The sequence below is a fragment of the Pseudomonas sp. LAMO17WK12:I10 genome, assembly GCF_900215185.1.
GTDB lineage: Bacteria > Pseudomonadota > Gammaproteobacteria > Pseudomonadales > Pseudomonadaceae > Aquipseudomonas > Aquipseudomonas chlororaphis.
Genome location: NZ_OBDX01000018.1, coordinates 49,894 through 64,674, shown reverse-complemented (window position 1 = coordinate 64,674; position 14,781 = coordinate 49,894). Strand labels below are relative to the sequence as shown.

Annotated in this window: 12 protein-coding genes; all 12 read right to left on the bottom strand. The window is 58.3% G+C overall.

Annotated features, from left to right (window positions below; all coding sequences use genetic code 11):
* Positions 1–108: 108 nt before the first annotated feature.
* The 12 genes from CRO75_RS19530 to mtnA all read right to left on the bottom strand — a co-directional run bounded on the left by CRO75_RS19530 (position 109) and on the right by mtnA (position 14,699).
* Positions 109–1,164: a Wzz/FepE/Etk N-terminal domain-containing protein gene (locus CRO75_RS19530; RefSeq protein ID WP_097137569.1), complete on the bottom strand. Its 1,056-nt coding sequence runs from the start codon at positions 1,162–1,164 to the stop codon at positions 109–111.
* A gap of 124 nt (positions 1,165–1,288) precedes the next feature.
* On the bottom strand, positions 1,289–1,510 hold the full coding sequence (locus CRO75_RS19525; protein WP_097137566.1) for a DUF1049 domain-containing protein: 222 nt from the start codon (positions 1,508–1,510) through the stop codon (positions 1,289–1,291).
* A gap of 22 nt (positions 1,511–1,532) precedes the next feature.
* Positions 1,533–1,826 (bottom strand): integration host factor subunit beta, encoded by a 294-nt coding sequence (gene ihfB, locus CRO75_RS19520; RefSeq protein ID WP_008042113.1) that lies wholly within the window; start codon positions 1,824–1,826, stop codon positions 1,533–1,535.
* 183 nt (positions 1,827–2,009) lie between these two features.
* Positions 2,010–2,291 carry a hypothetical protein gene (locus CRO75_RS19515; RefSeq protein WP_085531769.1) on the bottom strand — a complete coding sequence of 94 codons (282 nt, stop codon included), beginning with the start codon at positions 2,289–2,291 and terminating at the stop codon, positions 2,010–2,012.
* Positions 2,292–2,492: 201 nt separating this feature from the next.
* Positions 2,493–4,187 (bottom strand): 30S ribosomal protein S1, encoded by a 1,695-nt coding sequence (gene rpsA, locus CRO75_RS19510; protein ID WP_007931318.1) that lies wholly within the window; start codon positions 4,185–4,187, stop codon positions 2,493–2,495.
* Positions 4,188–4,308: 121 nt separating this feature from the next.
* The gene (cmk, locus tag CRO75_RS19505) at positions 4,309–4,998 is read right to left on the bottom strand and encodes a (d)CMP kinase (RefSeq protein ID WP_009045007.1); all 690 of its coding nucleotides are present in this window, start codon (positions 4,996–4,998) and stop codon (positions 4,309–4,311) included.
* A complete protein-coding gene (locus tag CRO75_RS19500) occupies positions 4,995–7,202 on the bottom strand; it encodes a bifunctional prephenate dehydrogenase/3-phosphoshikimate 1-carboxyvinyltransferase (RefSeq protein WP_097137564.1) in 2,208 nt (735 codons plus the stop codon). The genes cmk and CRO75_RS19500 overlap by 4 nt, the downstream gene beginning before the upstream one ends.
* A 28-nt stretch (positions 7,203–7,230) precedes the next feature.
* Positions 7,231–8,343, bottom strand: coding sequence for a histidinol-phosphate transaminase (gene hisC / locus CRO75_RS19495; RefSeq protein WP_097137563.1), 1,113 nt, complete (start codon positions 8,341–8,343; stop codon positions 7,231–7,233).
* 10 nt (positions 8,344–8,353) lie between these two features.
* Positions 8,354–9,448, bottom strand: a complete 1,095-nt coding sequence (gene pheA, locus CRO75_RS19490) for a prephenate dehydratase (RefSeq protein ID WP_009045010.1) — start codon at positions 9,446–9,448, stop codon at positions 8,354–8,356.
* Complete coding sequence (serC, locus tag CRO75_RS19485; protein WP_097137649.1) at positions 9,448–10,533, bottom strand: 3-phosphoserine/phosphohydroxythreonine transaminase; 1,086 nt, start codon at positions 10,531–10,533, stop codon at positions 9,448–9,450. Before serC ends, pheA begins: the two co-directional genes overlap by 1 nt.
* 64 nt (positions 10,534–10,597) lie before the next feature.
* Complete coding sequence (gene gyrA / locus CRO75_RS19480; protein WP_087092374.1) at positions 10,598–13,267, bottom strand: DNA gyrase subunit A; 2,670 nt, start codon at positions 13,265–13,267, stop codon at positions 10,598–10,600.
* Positions 13,268–13,622: 355 nt separating this feature from the next.
* On the bottom strand, positions 13,623–14,699 hold the full coding sequence (gene mtnA / locus CRO75_RS19475; RefSeq protein ID WP_092417396.1) for an S-methyl-5-thioribose-1-phosphate isomerase: 1,077 nt from the start codon (positions 14,697–14,699) through the stop codon (positions 13,623–13,625).
* Positions 14,700–14,781 lie beyond the last annotated feature (82 nt).

Sequence of the window (14,781 nt, the reverse complement as noted above, 5' to 3'; positions counted from 1 at the left end):
CAAAAAACCTGAGGCAGCCTCAGTAGCTTCTGAACGCGGGCGTCACAGTCCAACCTGAAAACATAGCCAACTCAGTGCCCACACACGCCAAAGCTGAAACAATCTTTCTCAGGAGGACACAGCAGACCGACCTCTAGCTATCAAATAAACAACAAGCACCAGCCCACTACTCCCGACCAAGCCGATCAGCAACCCCAATGCAAGAATCATGGATTTCACCGGCTTTACCGGCGTGTCATATCGAGCAATACCGCCATCCATTCGATAGACAGACACATCACCAACTTTGACCTCAATCCCTTTATAAAAGTCATACTTACCTTGCAACTCACGCAAACGACCAATAAAGGGGTCATCGGATTTGCGCAACTCCATATTTTCAATCTCAGCCTTCAAAGCCTTGGCCCCGCGCATATAAGCAGGTTGGCCCGCTATATTGCCAGCAACCTCGATGGCCGAGTTTCCTGTTATGATCAACGGCTTTTCAAGCCCCAATGCTTCCGCAACTTGTAATGCCTCCTGAAGCCTAACAATAGAGTCCTCCCGCTCTTTCTGGCTAACATCACGCAATGCTGCAATCTGCTGCTCGACGTTTCGCGCCCCCACCTCAGCCTCACGCCTTACGTTGGCCAATAGCTCCTGCTTTGCCAGATCACTGGCACGAGCTACATATTGGTGAACCCACTCTACAGATTGAGCAGGACTGTCACTGCGCGCAGTAATGGAATAACGATCAGCAAAATCCTTGCCTGGCAGAGTGATGCTCAACCTTTTGGAAAAGCCTGAATACAATCCATCTTGCGCCCCTTGGCGCTCCTCCTCACTCAAAGAAGGCAGATAGACGTTGTTAAAAAAATCTTGCCGGAGCGACTCAGACTGAAAATAGGAAATAAATACACCATATACATCTTTAATAGTATAAGGGGTTAACTGAGAATCCTTAGTTCGACCATAGTTAAAATTTTCTATATCTTTCTGAGTTGGAGGCACCACATATCCTTTGGCTTCATACTCAGGTTTACTCAAAAAGGCAAAGGCTGCGGCAAATAGCACCGACAGTAACGTAAAAATCAGTATCCAAGCCTTTTTATCCCAAAGAACCCGAACAAGCTCCTGCAGATCCACCTCTTCATCTTTCTTGCTCACCATCAAGTCGCCCTGCATGCAAATCAACCTTTTAATTAAACACCCTGACTCAAAAATGCGCCAACAATCCCATACCAGACATCCAAGAAAATCTCCTCATGCTAGCCAGTCTTTGACACCATAGCCGCACTACAGGCAACCACTATTTTTTTTGCCCACCCTTGAGCACAGCCCTTAACAATGGACCAAAAATCATACCAATCAACAATGAAAATATAATGTAGATAGAAACAGGAAATGCAGAAATAGAGCGACCCAGAAAGCTCAATACAACAGCCTCCTGGTTCTCCAACACAAAAATGAGAATCGACAAGGCAAAAGCAAAAAAAACAATCGCGAGCAGCACACGCCTCAAAGTACGCATATGATCCCTCCCGCAAAAAACATCACACCTCCTCCTCTTCCTCATTCACACGATCCCGAAGCTCTTTGCCCGGCTTGAAATGTGGAACGAACTTGCCATCCAAACTGACAGACTGACCTGTCTTCGGATTGCGACCTACGCGCGGTGCACGATAGTGCAGAGAGAAGCTACCAAAGCCCCGAATCTCGATGCGATCTCCGGTTGCCAGGCATTGGGACATTTGCTCAAGCATGGTCTTGATGGCCAGCTCCACATCCTTGGATGAGAGCAGCCCTTGATGGGTGACAATTCGTTCGATCAACTCCGACTTCGTCATATTTTTCCCTTCTTTTTCAAGCAGCTAGATAAGCGCTTCAAAGGTTTTAGCACGGCCGGGAGATTTTGAACAGCCCAAGCATTGACTTATCTCCCCCCTTGCGAAAACACCATAAACGAAGGCATTCAACAGCGCCTAAAACAAAAACTCCGCAGCAATTTGACCTCCCACCACGCCATCCTACTAGCGGCATATGACAAGCATGGTCCGAGTGAGGTAACCCGCAGGATTCCAGCCAAAGGGATAGTCACCCTCCTCGTCCTTGGCATCACTGGACCTGGTGATGACCTTATAGCCATCCCCCTTGCATTCACGCTCGGCACGCTTGTAGCACTTGCCCCATCCACCCCCAAGACCGGAGCAGTCGATCTCGATGCCGCTGACACCACGGACCGCATGGACCTTGGCATTGGTCGTACAGCCCACCAAAACTAGAACCGCGAAAATCACGATGAGATTTTTCATCTACTTCCTTATACGGGCAATCGCCCACCATCACTCAGCTCAAATAAGCCTAGCCCTGAATAGGTTATTGATCCGCTTAAGAAAATAGACACTCGAATGACTCTATTGGTTTCCCTTCCTTGACAGATGCAAGCCAGAACCCAAATCACAGGCACAAAAAAGGGCGACCGAAGTCGCCCTTTTTCTATGGCCTGACAGAACTTAGTTCTGCTTTTCCATCTGTGCACGCAGCAGGTCGCCCAGAGTGGTAGGACCAGCAGCGATATCCGAAGCAGCTGGCTTGTCGCGCAGGCTCTGGATAGCTTCTTTCTCGTCTTCAACGTCTTTCGACTTGATCGAGAGCTGGATTACACGGCTCTTACGGTCAACGCTGATGATCTTGGCTTCTACTTCTTCGCCTTCTTTCAGGACGTTACGAGCATCTTCGATGCGGTCACGGCTGATTTCGGAGGCTTTCAGAGTCGCTTCGATATCGTTGGCCAGGGTGATGATGGCGCCTTTGGCGTCAACTTCTTTCACAACACCCTTAACGATTGCACCCTTGTCGTTCTCTTGAACGTACTCGGAGAACGGATCGCTTTCCAGTTGCTTGATACCCAGGGAGATGCGCTCACGCTCTGGGTCAACCGACAGGATAACGGTGTCCAGCTCGTCGCCCTTCTTGAAGCGGCGTACGGCTTCTTCGCCCACTTCGTTCCAGGAGATGTCGGACAGGTGAACCAGACCGTCGATGCCACCGTCCAGACCAATGAAGATACCGAAATCGGTGATCGACTTGATGGTGCCGGAGATTTTATCGCCCTTGTTGAACTGGCCAGAGAAATCTTCCCATGGGTTAGATTTGCACTGTTTGATACCCAGGGAGATACGACGACGCTCTTCGTCGATGTCCAGAACCATAACTTCCACTTCGTCGCCGACTTGTACGACTTTCGAAGGATGGATGTTCTTGTTGGTCCAGTCCATTTCCGAAACGTGTACCAGACCTTCAACACCTTCTTCCAGCTCAGCGAAGCAGCCGTAGTCGGTCAGGTTGGTTACACGAGCGGTAACGCGAGTGCTCTCTGGGTAACGGGCTTTGATAGCAACCCATGGATCTTCGCCCAGCTGCTTCAGGCCCAGGGAAACACGATTGCGCTCGCGATCGTACTTCAGAACCTTGACATCGATCTCGTCGCCAACGTTGACGATTTCGGAAGGATGCTTGATGCGCTTCCAAGCCATATCGGTAATGTGCAGCAGGCCATCGACGCCACCCAGATCGACGAATGCGCCGTAATCGGTGAGGTTTTTGACGATACCTTTGACTTGCTGACCTTCCTGCAGGGATTCCAGCAGAGCTTCACGCTCAGCGGAGTTCTCGGCTTCGAGGACGCTACGGCGGGAAACGACAACGTTGTTGCGCTTCTGGTCGAGTTTGATGACTTTAAACTCGAGCTCTTTGCCTTCCAGGTGCGTAGTGTCGCGCACTGGACGGACGTCAACCAGAGAACCTGGCAGGAACGCACGGATGCCGTTAACGTCGACAGTGAAGCCGCCTTTAACCTTACCGTTGATAACGCCCTTGACCACTTCTTCGGCTGCGAAGGCTGCTTCCAGAACGATCCAGCATTCAGCGCGCTTGGCTTTTTCACGGGACAGCTTGGTTTCGCCAAAGCCGTCTTCAACCGAATCCAGAGCAACGTGAACTTCATCACCAACATTGATGGACAGTTCGCCAGCATCGTTGTAGAACTGCTCAAGCGGGATCAGCGCTTCAGACTTCAGACCAGCGTGAACGGTTACCCAACGCGCTTGGTAGTCGATGTCGACGATAACACCGGTGATGATGGAGCCTGCCTGAAGGTTCAGGGTTTTTAGGCTTTCTTCAAAGAGTTCCGCAAAGCTTTCGCTCATTTTAATTCCTGTTGATAAGGGCGAAGAATACGCCCATCTGCCACATCCCAGACAATGTGGGTTACGTTCATATAAAAGAAGGACCGCAGGACTATGACTGGTCCCCTGCGCTCCTCCTTGGTCACCCGGTGATATCGCGAATGGCGATTTCGCTCAGGATGCGTTCCAGCACCTGCTCGATGGACAACTCCGTGGAATCCAGTTGTATCGCGTCAACCGCCGGTTTGAGCGGGGCGACTGCTCGCTGGGTGTCACGCTCATCGCGCGCACGAATCTCATCTAGCAGACTCGACAGACTAACACCATCGACTTTTCCCTTCAACTGCAAGTAGCGACGACGCGCGCGCTCCTCGGCACTTGCGGTGAGGAATATCTTCAGGGGCGCATCGGGAAATACCACTGTCCCCATGTCGCGCCCATCAGCCACCAGCCCCGGCGGCTCCTGAAAAGCCCGCTGACGCTGCAGCAGCGCATCGCGCACGGCCGGCAGCGCCGCAACCTGGGAGGCCCAGGCGCCGACCTGCTCGTTGCGCAAGTCGTCGGTGACGTCATCACCTTCCAGAATGATGCGTTGCGGATGACCTTCGGTCGCTCCGACGAATTGCACATCCAGATGAGCCGCCAGCAGTTTCAGCGACTCCTCATTGGTCAGGTCGACACCATGATTGCGCGCGGCAAAAGCCAGCAAGCGGTACAGGGCACCGGAATCCAGCAGGCACCAGCCCAGGCGCTTGGCCAGAATCCCGGCAATGGTGCCCTTGCCCGAGCCGCTTGGCCCATCGATGGTGATGACTGGCGCCTTGATGTTCACGACTGGGCCTCTTGCGCAACACGAATGCCGACTTGTGCACATAGCGCAAGGAAGTTCGGGAAGGACGTGGCAACGTTAGCGCAGTCATGGATGCGGATTGGCGCATTGGCACGCAATGAAGCCACGCTGAAAGCCATGGCGATACGGTGATCGCCATGCCCGTGCACTTCGCCGCCGCCAATCTGGCTGCCATCGATGATGATACCGTCCGGCGTCGGCTCGCACTTGACGCCCAGGGCCAGCAAACCATCGGCCATCACCTGGATGCGGTCGGACTCCTTGACCCGCAGCTCTTCGGCGCCACGCAGCACGGTACGCCCTTCGGCGCAGGCTGCGGCAACGAATAGCACCGGGAATTCGTCGATCGCCAGCGGGACCAGCTCCTCCGGAATCTCGATCCCCTTGAGCTTCGCCGCGCGAACCCGCAGGTCCGCCACAGGTTCGCCGCCGACCTCACGCTGGTTTTCCAGACTGATATCAGCCCCCATCAGGCGCAGGATATCGATTACCCCGGTGCGAGTCGGGTTGATACCAACATGCTCGAGCACCAGCTCGGAACCTTCGGCGATGGACGCAGCCACCAGGAAGAAGGCCGCCGAGGAGATATCCGCAGGCACTTCGATATGGGTCGCCTGCAGCTTGCCGCCGGACTCGACCGAAGCCGTGGCGCCGTCGACCGCCACCGGGTAACCGAAGCCGCGCAACATGCGCTCGGTGTGATCGCGGGTTGGCGCAGGCTCGGTCACAGTGGTCTTGCCTTCGGCGTACAGGCCAGCCAACAGCAGGCAGGACTTAACCTGGGCACTGGCCATTGGCATGGTGTAAGTCAAGCCCTTGAGCTTGTGGCCACCACGGATGGTCATCGGCGGACGCCCTTCCGCTGCGGTTTCAATGGCCGCCCCCATCTCGCGCAGCGGATTGGCTACGCGATTCATCGGACGCTTGGACAGCGACGCGTCGCCTGTCAGCACACTATCGAAACTCTGCGCGGCCAGCAGACCGGACAGCAGACGCATCGAGGTGCCGGAGTTGCCCAGGTAGATCGGGCCCGGAGCAGGCTTCAAGCCATGCAGGCCGACGCCATGGATGGTCACGCGACCATGGTGCGGACCTTCGATCACCACGCCCATGTCACGGAAAGCCTGCAGCGTCGCCAGGGCGTCCTCGCCCTCGAGGAAGCCTTCGACTTCGGTAGTACCTTCAGCCAGGGAGCCGAGCATGATCGAACGGTGAGAAATCGACTTGTCGCCTGGTACACGAATCCGCCCAGTCAGGCGGCCACTAGGATTTGCCAGGAAAATCAGGTTATTGGAGTTCATAGCGTCCACATAGGCCCGACGGGCCAGGATTTTACTGAAATGCTCGCGAGCAACCCGGGCGCGAGTGAATACGCCCAACAACTGGTGCCCATCCCCTGCATCAACCGCGTCGCGCAAGGCGTCGAGGTCATTGCGAAATGTATCGAGTGTGCGCAGGACAGCTTCGCGATTGGCGAGGAAGATGTCGTGCCACATGACCGGATCACTACCGGCGATTCTCGTGAAATCACGGAAACCGCCCGCAGCGTAGCGGAAGATGTCCAGATTTTCACTGCGCTGGGCCAACGAATCGACCAGACCAAACGCCAGCAAGTGCGGCAGATGACTGGTCGCGGCCAGCACCTCATCGTGGCGCTCGACCTGCATATGCTCGACATCCGCCCCCAGCTCTCGCCAGAGCTTGTCGACCACCGCCAGCGCTACCGGGTCGGTCTGCTCCAGCGGAGTCAGTATCACCTTATGGCGACGGAACAACTGGCCATTGGCGGCTTCCACCCCGCTCTGTTCGGAACCAGCGATCGGATGCCCCGGGACGAAGCGCGGCGGCATGCCACCAAAGGCCTCGGTCGCCGCCCGCACTACATTGCCCTTGGCGCTGCCGACATCGGTCAGGATCGCCTGCCCCAGATCCATGCCAGCCAGAATCGCCAGTAGCTTTTCCATGGCCAGAATCGGCACCGCCAGCTGGATCACGTCAGCGCCCTGGCACGCCAGCGCCAGGTCTTCTTCACAGCGATCCACCACACCCAACTCAACGGCCAGCTTGCGCGATTGTGGATCGAGATCGACACCGACCACTTCGCGACATACGCCACTTTCACGCAGCCCCTTGGCAAAGGAACCGCCGATCAGTCCCAGACCGACCACCACCAGGCGACCGATCATAGGCACCGCAGGTTGCACTGGAATGACATCAACCACGAGCCAGAACCTTGGCCAAAGCCTCGAGGAAACGGGTGTTTTCAGCCGGCAGGCCAATGGTCACGCGCAGGTGATTCGGCATGCCATAGTTGGCCACCGGACGCACGATTACCCCTTCACGCAACAAACCCTGGAACACCGGCGCGGCAACCCGCCCGACATCCACCGCAATGAAGTTGCCCCTGGAAGCGATCCAGCTCAGGCCCAGCTCCCGGAAGCCGGCTTCCAGCTGATGCATGCCCGCCTCGTTCAAGCGACGACTCTCGGCCAGGTAATCGGTGTCCTGCAACGCCGCACACGCCGCCGCCAGGGCCAGGCTGTTGACGTTGAAGGGCTGGCGAACGCGATTGAGCACATCGGCAACGGTCGGAGTCGACAAGCCATAACCCACGCGCAACGCAGCCAGGCCATAGGCCTTGGAGAAGGTTCGCGAAACCAGCAGGTTCGGATAGGCGGCCAGGAAATCCAGGCCATCCGGCAGGTCGCTGCCTTCGGCGTATTCGATGTAAGCCTCGTCCAGCACCACCAGCACATGCGCCGGTACGTCCTGGAGGAAATCGTCCAGCGCCTCGGCGCTGAACCAGGTGCCGGTCGGATTGTTCGGGTTGGCGATAAAGACCACTCGGGTATCGGCATCGATGGCCTGCAGCATGGCCGGCAAGTCATGGCCCCAGTCCTTGGCCGGAATCACTCGAGCTTCGGCGCCCACGGCCTGGGTAACGATCGGATAGACCGCAAAGGCGTGTTCGCTGAACACCGCATTCAGGCCAGGCGCCAGATAGGCGCGGGCGACCAACTCCAGGATGTCGTTGGAACCATTGCCCAGGGTGACCTGCGCCAGCTCGACGCCACAGCGCTCGGCCAGCAGGGTCTTAAGCGCAAAACCATTACCATCCGGATAGCGGGTCAGCTCGGCCAGCTCTTCGCGAATCGCCGCCAGCGCCTTGGGACTGGCGCCCAGCGGATTTTCGTTACTCGCCAGCTTGACGATTTTCGCCGGATCGATATACAGCTCGCGTGCCAGTTCGTCCACGGGCTTGCCCGGAACGTAAGGCGAAAGTTGTTGCACGCCTGGCTGAGCCAGAGCGAGGAAGTCGCCACTCATTGTTAAAGCCTCAGAGAACCGCTTTCGGGTAGGAACCCAGCACCTTGAGTGCCACTGCTTCCTGACTGATCTTTTCCAGCACACCCTTGATCAGTGGATCGCGATGGTGGCCGACGAAGTCGATGAAGAACACATAGGTCCACTTGCCGCTGCGCGAAGGCCGGGTTTCGATACGCGTCAGATCGATACCGTTGTCATGGAACGGCACCAGCAGCTCATGCAGAGCGCCGGGCTTGTTGCTCATGGAAACGATGATCGAGGTCTTGTCGTCACCGGTCGGCGGCACTTCCTGGTTGCCGATCATCAGGAAGCGCGTGGAGTTGTCCGGGCGATCCTCGATTTTCTCGGCCAGACGGGTCAAGCCATACAGGCTCGCTGCCATATCGCCGGCGATGGCCGCCGAGTTCCACTCGCCCTTGACCCGCTTGGCCGCCTCGGCGTTGCTGGAAACCGCCACCCGCTCGACATTCGGATAATGGGCATCCAGCCACTTGCGGCACTGCGCCAGGGACTGGGCATGGGAGTAGATGCGGCTGATGCTGTCGGTCTTGGTGTTTTCACCGACCAGCAGATGGTGGTGGATACGCAGCTCAACCTCGCCGCAGATCACCATGTCGTGCTCCAGGAAACTGTCGAGGGTGTGGTTGACCGCACCCTCGGTGGAGTTTTCCACAGGCACCACGCCAAAGTTCACCGCTCCCGCCGCCACCTCACGGAACACTTCGTCGATCGCCGCCATTGGCTTGCTGATCACCGCGTGACCGAAGTGCTTCATGGCCGCGGCCTGGGTGAAGGTACCTTCCGGACCGAGGTAAGCCACTTTCAGCGGCTGCTCGAGCGCCAGACAGGACGACATGATTTCACGGAACAGCCGCGCCATCTCTTCGTTGCCCAACGGCCCCTGATTGCGCTCCATCACCCGTTTGAGCACCTGAGCTTCACGCTCAGGACGATAGAACACCGGCACTTCGCCTTCGGCCAGCGAGGCCATCTTTACTCGCGCGACTTCCTGGGCGCAGCGCGCGCGCTCACTGATCAGCTCCAGGACTTTCTCGTCCAGAGCGTCGATGCGCAGGCGAAGTGCCTTGAGTTCTTGCTCAGACATTAGCCGTGTTCCTTCTCGAACTCTGCCATGTACGCCACCAGCGTATTGACCGCATTGATGTCGACGGCGTTGTAGATGGAGGCGCGCATGCCGCCTACCGAACGGTGCCCCTTGAGGTTCAGCAGACCACGCGCGTCGGCGCCGGCCAGGAACGGCTTGTCCAGACGGTCATCGGCCAGGCGGAACGGCACGTTCATCCACGAACGGTCCGACTTGTTGATCGGGTTGCTGTACAGGCCGCTGGCGTCGATGAAGTCGTACAGGGTGCGCTGTTTGACGTCATTGAGCTTAGCGATGGCTTCCACCCCACCTTGCTCCTTGAGCCACTCGAACACCAGGCCGGACAGGTACCAGGCCAGAGTCGGCGGAGTGTTGTACATCGAGCCGTTGTCCGCCGCGACCTTGTAATCGAGCATGGTCGGGCACAGTGCGCGCGCGCGACCCAGCAGGTCCTCGCGAACGATATTGACCAGGATGCCGCTCGGGCCGATGTTTTTCTGCGCGCCGGCATAGATCATGCCGAAACGGGAGATATCCACAGGGCGCGAGAGGATGTCGGAAGACATGTCGGCCACCAGCGGAACGTCGCCGGTTTCCGGGATCCACTGGAATTCCAGGCCACCGATGGTTTCGTTCGGCGCGTAGTGCACGTAGGCCGCGTCTTTCGACAGCTGCCATTCGTTCTGGCCAGGGATGGCGAAGTAATCGTAAGGCTTGGCGGTGGCAGCCACATTGACATGGCCGTAGCGCGAGGCTTCTTCAATGGCTTTCTGCGACCAGATACCGGTGTCGATATAGTCGGCCGTGCCATTTTCCGGCAACAGGTTCAGCGGGATCTGAGCAAATTGCTGGCTGGCGCCGCCTTGCAGAAACAGCACTTTATAGTTCGAGGGGATATTCAGCAGATCACGCAGATCCTGCTCGGCCTTGGTGGCGATGGAGACGAACTCATCGCTGCGATGGCTCATCTCCATGACCGACAGGCCCTTGCCATGCCAATCCAGCAATTCGGCCTGGGCACGCAACAGGACAGCTTCAGGTAGCGCAGCGGGACCTGCGCAGAAGTTATAGGCTCGTTTGCTCACATCCACTCTCGCTATGCATTCACGGTAGCGGACAGAGCAAACACTCTGCCCTGCTACGATTTATTTAGTCTTGCGACTCTTCTTCGCCTGCGGCGTCAGCCTGCTGGCCTTCGACGGCATCATCCGAGTCGGTCGCCGCATCCAGCACGGCGCCCTCGAGCACCTCGCCATCTTCGTCTTCCAATTCGTCGCCTTCGACTTCGGACGGTTCCTGAACCCGCTCCAGGCCTACCAGCGTTTCGTCGCTGGCCAGCTTGATCAAGGTCACGCCCTGGGTGTTACGGCCCAGGCTGGACACTTCATCGACCCGGGTGCGCACCAGGGTGCCCTGGTCGGAAATCAGCATGATTTCCTCGCCGTCGAGCACCTGGACCGCTCCGACCAAGCGACCATTGCGCTCGTTGCTGACCATGGCGATAACGCCTTGACCGCCACGCTTGTATTCAGGGAACTCGGTGATCGCCGTGCGCTTGCCATAACCCCGCGCCGAAGCGGTGAGGATCTGGCTGCCTTCTTCCGGGATCAGCATGGAGATCAGCTTCTGCCCTTCCGGCAGACGCATGCCGCGCACACCACGGGCAGTACGGCCCATGGCACGAACGTCGGACTCCTTGAAGCGAGTCACCTTGCCGCCATCGGAGAACAGCATGACTTCGCGCTCGCCATCGGTGATCGCGGCGGAAATCAGCACATCGCCCTCGTCCAGTTCCAGCGCGATCAGACCGACGCTGCGCTGACGGCTGAAGGATTCCAGCGGGGTCTTCTTCACGGTGCCGTTGGCGGTCGCCATGAAGATGTAGTGACCCTCGGTGTATTCCTCGACCGGCAGCATGGTGGTGATGTATTCACCGTCATCCAGCGGCAGCAGGTTGACCAGCGGACGACCGCGGGCGGCACGGGACGCCTCGGGGATTTCGTAGGTTTTCAGCCAGTAGACCTTGCCCTTGCTGGAGAACAGCAACAGCGTGGTGTGACTGTTGGCCACCAGCAGGTGAGCGATGTAGTCCTCATCCTTGACGCCGGTTGCCGACTTGCCTTTGCCGCCACGACGCTGGGCCTGGTAAGCAGCCAGCGGCTGGGTCTTGGCATAGCCGCCGTGGGAAATGGTCACGACACGTTCTTCTTCCGGGATCATGTCGCCCAGGGTCAGGTCGAGACGGGCATCGAGGATCTCGGTGCGACGCACATCGCCGTATTCGGCGCGAATCACTTCCAGCTCTTCGCGGATCACTTCCATCAGGCGCGTGGCGCTGTTGAGGATGCGGATCAGCTCGCCGATCTGGTTGAGGATCTCCTGGTACTCGGCCAGCAGCTTTTCATGCTCGAGGCCGGTCAGGCGGTGCAGACGCAATTCCAGGATGGCTTGCGCCTGCTCCGGCGACAGGAAGTACTTGCCGTCGCGCAGACCGTATTGTGGATCGAGGTTCTCCGGACGGCAGGAATCCGCGCCGGCACGCTCGACCATGGTCATCACCGCGCTGGATTCCCAAGGCGTGCTGATCAGCGCTTCCTTGGCTTCAGACGGGGTCGGCGATGCCTTGATCAGGGCGATGACCGGGTCGATGTTCGACAGGGCAACGGCCTGGCCTTCGAGAATATGGCCACGCTCACGAGCCTTGCGCAGTTCGAACACGGTACGACGGGTCACCACTTCACGGCGGTGACGCACGAAGGCTTCCAGCAAGTCCTTCAGGTTGAGGATCCGCGGACGACCGTCGATCAGCGCAACGATGTTGATACCGAACACGCTCTGCAGCTGGGTCTGGGCGTAGAGGTTGTTGAGGATCACCTCCGGCACTTCGCCACGGCGCAGCTCGATCACCACGCGCATACCGTCCTTGTCGGACTCGTCGCGCAGCTCGGTGATGCCTTCGAGCTTCTTCTCCTTGACCAGCTCGGCGATCTTCTCGATCAGGCGCGCCTTGTTCAGTTGGTAAGGCAGCTCGGTGATGACGATCTGCTGGCGGCCGCCGACCTTGTCGATGTCCTCGATGATCGAGCGGGCACGCATGTAAATGCGCCCGCGACCGGTACGGTAGGCTTCGATGATGCCTTCACGACCGTTGATGATCGCCGCGGTCGGGAAGTCCGGGCCCGGGATGTGCTGCATCAGCTCATCGACGGTCAGCTCCGGGTTGTCGATCAGGGCCAGGCAACCGTCGATGACTTCGCCGAGGTTGTGCGGCGGAATGTTGGTCGCCATGCCCACGGCAATACCGCTGGAACCGTTGACCAGCAGGTTGGGGATCTTGGTCGGCATGACCGCGGGGATCAGTTCGGTGCCGTCGTAGTTCGGCACCCAGTCCACGGTTTCCTTGTGCAGGTCGGCCAGCAGCTCGTGTGCCAGCTTGGTCATGCGCACTTCGGTGTATCGCATGGCCGCCGCGTTGTCGCCGTCGACCGAACCGAAGTTACCCTGGCCGTCTACCAGCAGGTAGCGCAGGGAGAATGGCTGGGCCATACGAACGATGGTGTCGTACACCGCGGTATCACCGTGCGGGTGATACTTACCGATCACGTCACCGACAACACGGGCAGATTTCTTGTACGGCTTGTTCCAGTCGTTACCGAGCTCGCTCATCGCGTACAGCACACGCCGGTGCACGGGCTTCAAGCCATCGCGCGCATCAGGCAGTGCCCGCCCGACGATTACGCTCATCGCGTAGTCGAGATAGGACTGTTTCAGCTCGTCTTCGATATTGACCGGGAGGATTTCTTTGGCCAGTTCGCCCATGAGAAGCCTGATTCCTTTTTCTGGTGAAACTTCGTCACATCCATATGGGACGAACGAAGCTCGCCGCTGCAGGCCTAGTGCCATGCACCGACTTACGACAAATCAACAAGTTATGCCATGGATTTGCGCAGTGAAGGCGGTCACTTCGGACCACCTTGGAAACCGCCGGATGTTATCACAATCGCCGCCACGCACCTATCCCCCTGATGCGCATGGAGCATAGTTAGTTGACCGGTGACAGGCTGATAAGAGACGAGAGAAGCTCAGAGGCTGAATTCGCGCGTAAATGCGGATTTTTTCCCGGACTGACGACCACCCCACGGCAGCCGTCAGCGAAACCTTTTGCAAAACGATCTCAGTGCAAGCGCTTGCGGCACATCAATTGGGCCATTTTCGCGGTGTCGGGACGCTCGACTATGCCTTTCTCGGTGACGATGGCGTCGATCAGGTCCGCCGGGGTGACGTCGAATACCGGGTTGTAGGCCTCCACATCCGCCCCTACCCGCTTGCCGCCGACCTCGAGCAGCTCCTTGCCATCACGCTCCTCGATCGGAATGTCTTCGCCACTGGCCAGGGCCATGTCGATGGTCGAACTCGGTGCGACCACCATGAAACGCACGCCGTGGTGCATTGCATTGACCGCCAGCTGATAGGTGCCGATCTTGTTCGCCACATCGCCATTGGCGGTAATGCGGTCGGCGCCAACGATCACCCAGGTCACGCCCTTGGTTTTCATGATGTGCGCGGCAGCGGAGTCGGCATTCAGGGTCACCGGGATGCCTTCGTTGGCCAGCTCCCAGGCAGTCAGCCGCGAGCCTTGCAGCCAGGGACGGGTTTCATTGGCATACACCCGCTCGACCATACCTTCGATAAAGGCCCCGCGAATCACCCCCAGGGCCGTTCCGAAGCCGCCAGTCGCCAGGGCGCCGGTGTTGCAGTGGGTCAGGATGGCCTGGGCATTGCCCTGATGCCGGCGAATCAGGTCGACACCCAGCTGGGCCATGGTCAGGTTGGCTTCGCGGTCGCTTTCATGAATGGCCAGGGCTTCCGCCTCCAGCACCGCCAGCGGGTCGACGTGGCCCTTGAGGCGCTCCAGGCGTTCACGCATGCGGTTCAGCGCCCAGAACAGATTGACCGCGGTCGGGCGCGAATCGGCGAGCAGAGCGAAGTCTTCTTCCATCGCCGCCTGCCAGTCACCGCCGGCGGCAAAACGCGCGCGCGCCGCCAGGACCACGCCATACGCGGCACTGATACCGATCGCCGGCGCGCCACGCACTACCATTTCGCGAATGGCCTGTGCGACGCCGGCTGCACTGGTGTAGGCGATCCAGTTTTCTTCGAAGGGCAAAATACGCTGATCGAGCAGATACAGGGCGTCATCCCGCCAATCGATGGCCTTCACCTTCTCCGCTGCCAACAGTCGATCGCGCATCCCTCACCCCGCACTCATGAACAAAAGCGGCCGATTATAGCGAGCCCCCGGCGAAGACGCTCGGGTATACTTCGCCATCCTC

Excerpts from the sequence above, each read along its gene's own strand:
- CRO75_RS19530 (WP_097137569.1), bottom strand. The coding sequence starts at position 1,164 with ATGCAGGGCGACTTGATGGTGAGCAAGAAAGATGAAGAGGTGGATCTG.
- CRO75_RS19525 (WP_097137566.1), bottom strand. The coding sequence starts at position 1,510 with ATGCGTACTTTGAGGCGTGTGCTGCTCGCGATTGTTTTTTTTGCTTTT.
- ihfB (WP_008042113.1), bottom strand. The coding sequence starts at position 1,826 with ATGACGAAGTCGGAGTTGATCGAACGAATTGTCACCCATCAAGGGCTG.
- CRO75_RS19515 (WP_085531769.1), bottom strand. The coding sequence starts at position 2,291 with ATGAAAAATCTCATCGTGATTTTCGCGGTTCTAGTTTTGGTGGGCTGT.
- rpsA (WP_007931318.1), bottom strand. The coding sequence starts at position 4,187 with ATGAGCGAAAGCTTTGCGGAACTCTTTGAAGAAAGCCTAAAAACCCTG.
- CRO75_RS19500 (WP_097137564.1), bottom strand. The coding sequence starts at position 7,202 with ATGATCGGTCGCCTGGTGGTGGTCGGTCTGGGACTGATCGGCGGTTCC.
- hisC (WP_097137563.1), bottom strand. The coding sequence starts at position 8,343 with ATGAGTGGCGACTTCCTCGCTCTGGCTCAGCCAGGCGTGCAACAACTT.
- pheA (WP_009045010.1), bottom strand. The coding sequence starts at position 9,448 with ATGTCTGAGCAAGAACTCAAGGCACTTCGCCTGCGCATCGACGCTCTG.
- gyrA (WP_087092374.1), bottom strand. The coding sequence starts at position 13,267 with ATGGGCGAACTGGCCAAAGAAATCCTCCCGGTCAATATCGAAGACGAG.
- mtnA (WP_092417396.1), bottom strand. The coding sequence starts at position 14,699 with ATGCGCGATCGACTGTTGGCAGCGGAGAAGGTGAAGGCCATCGATTGG.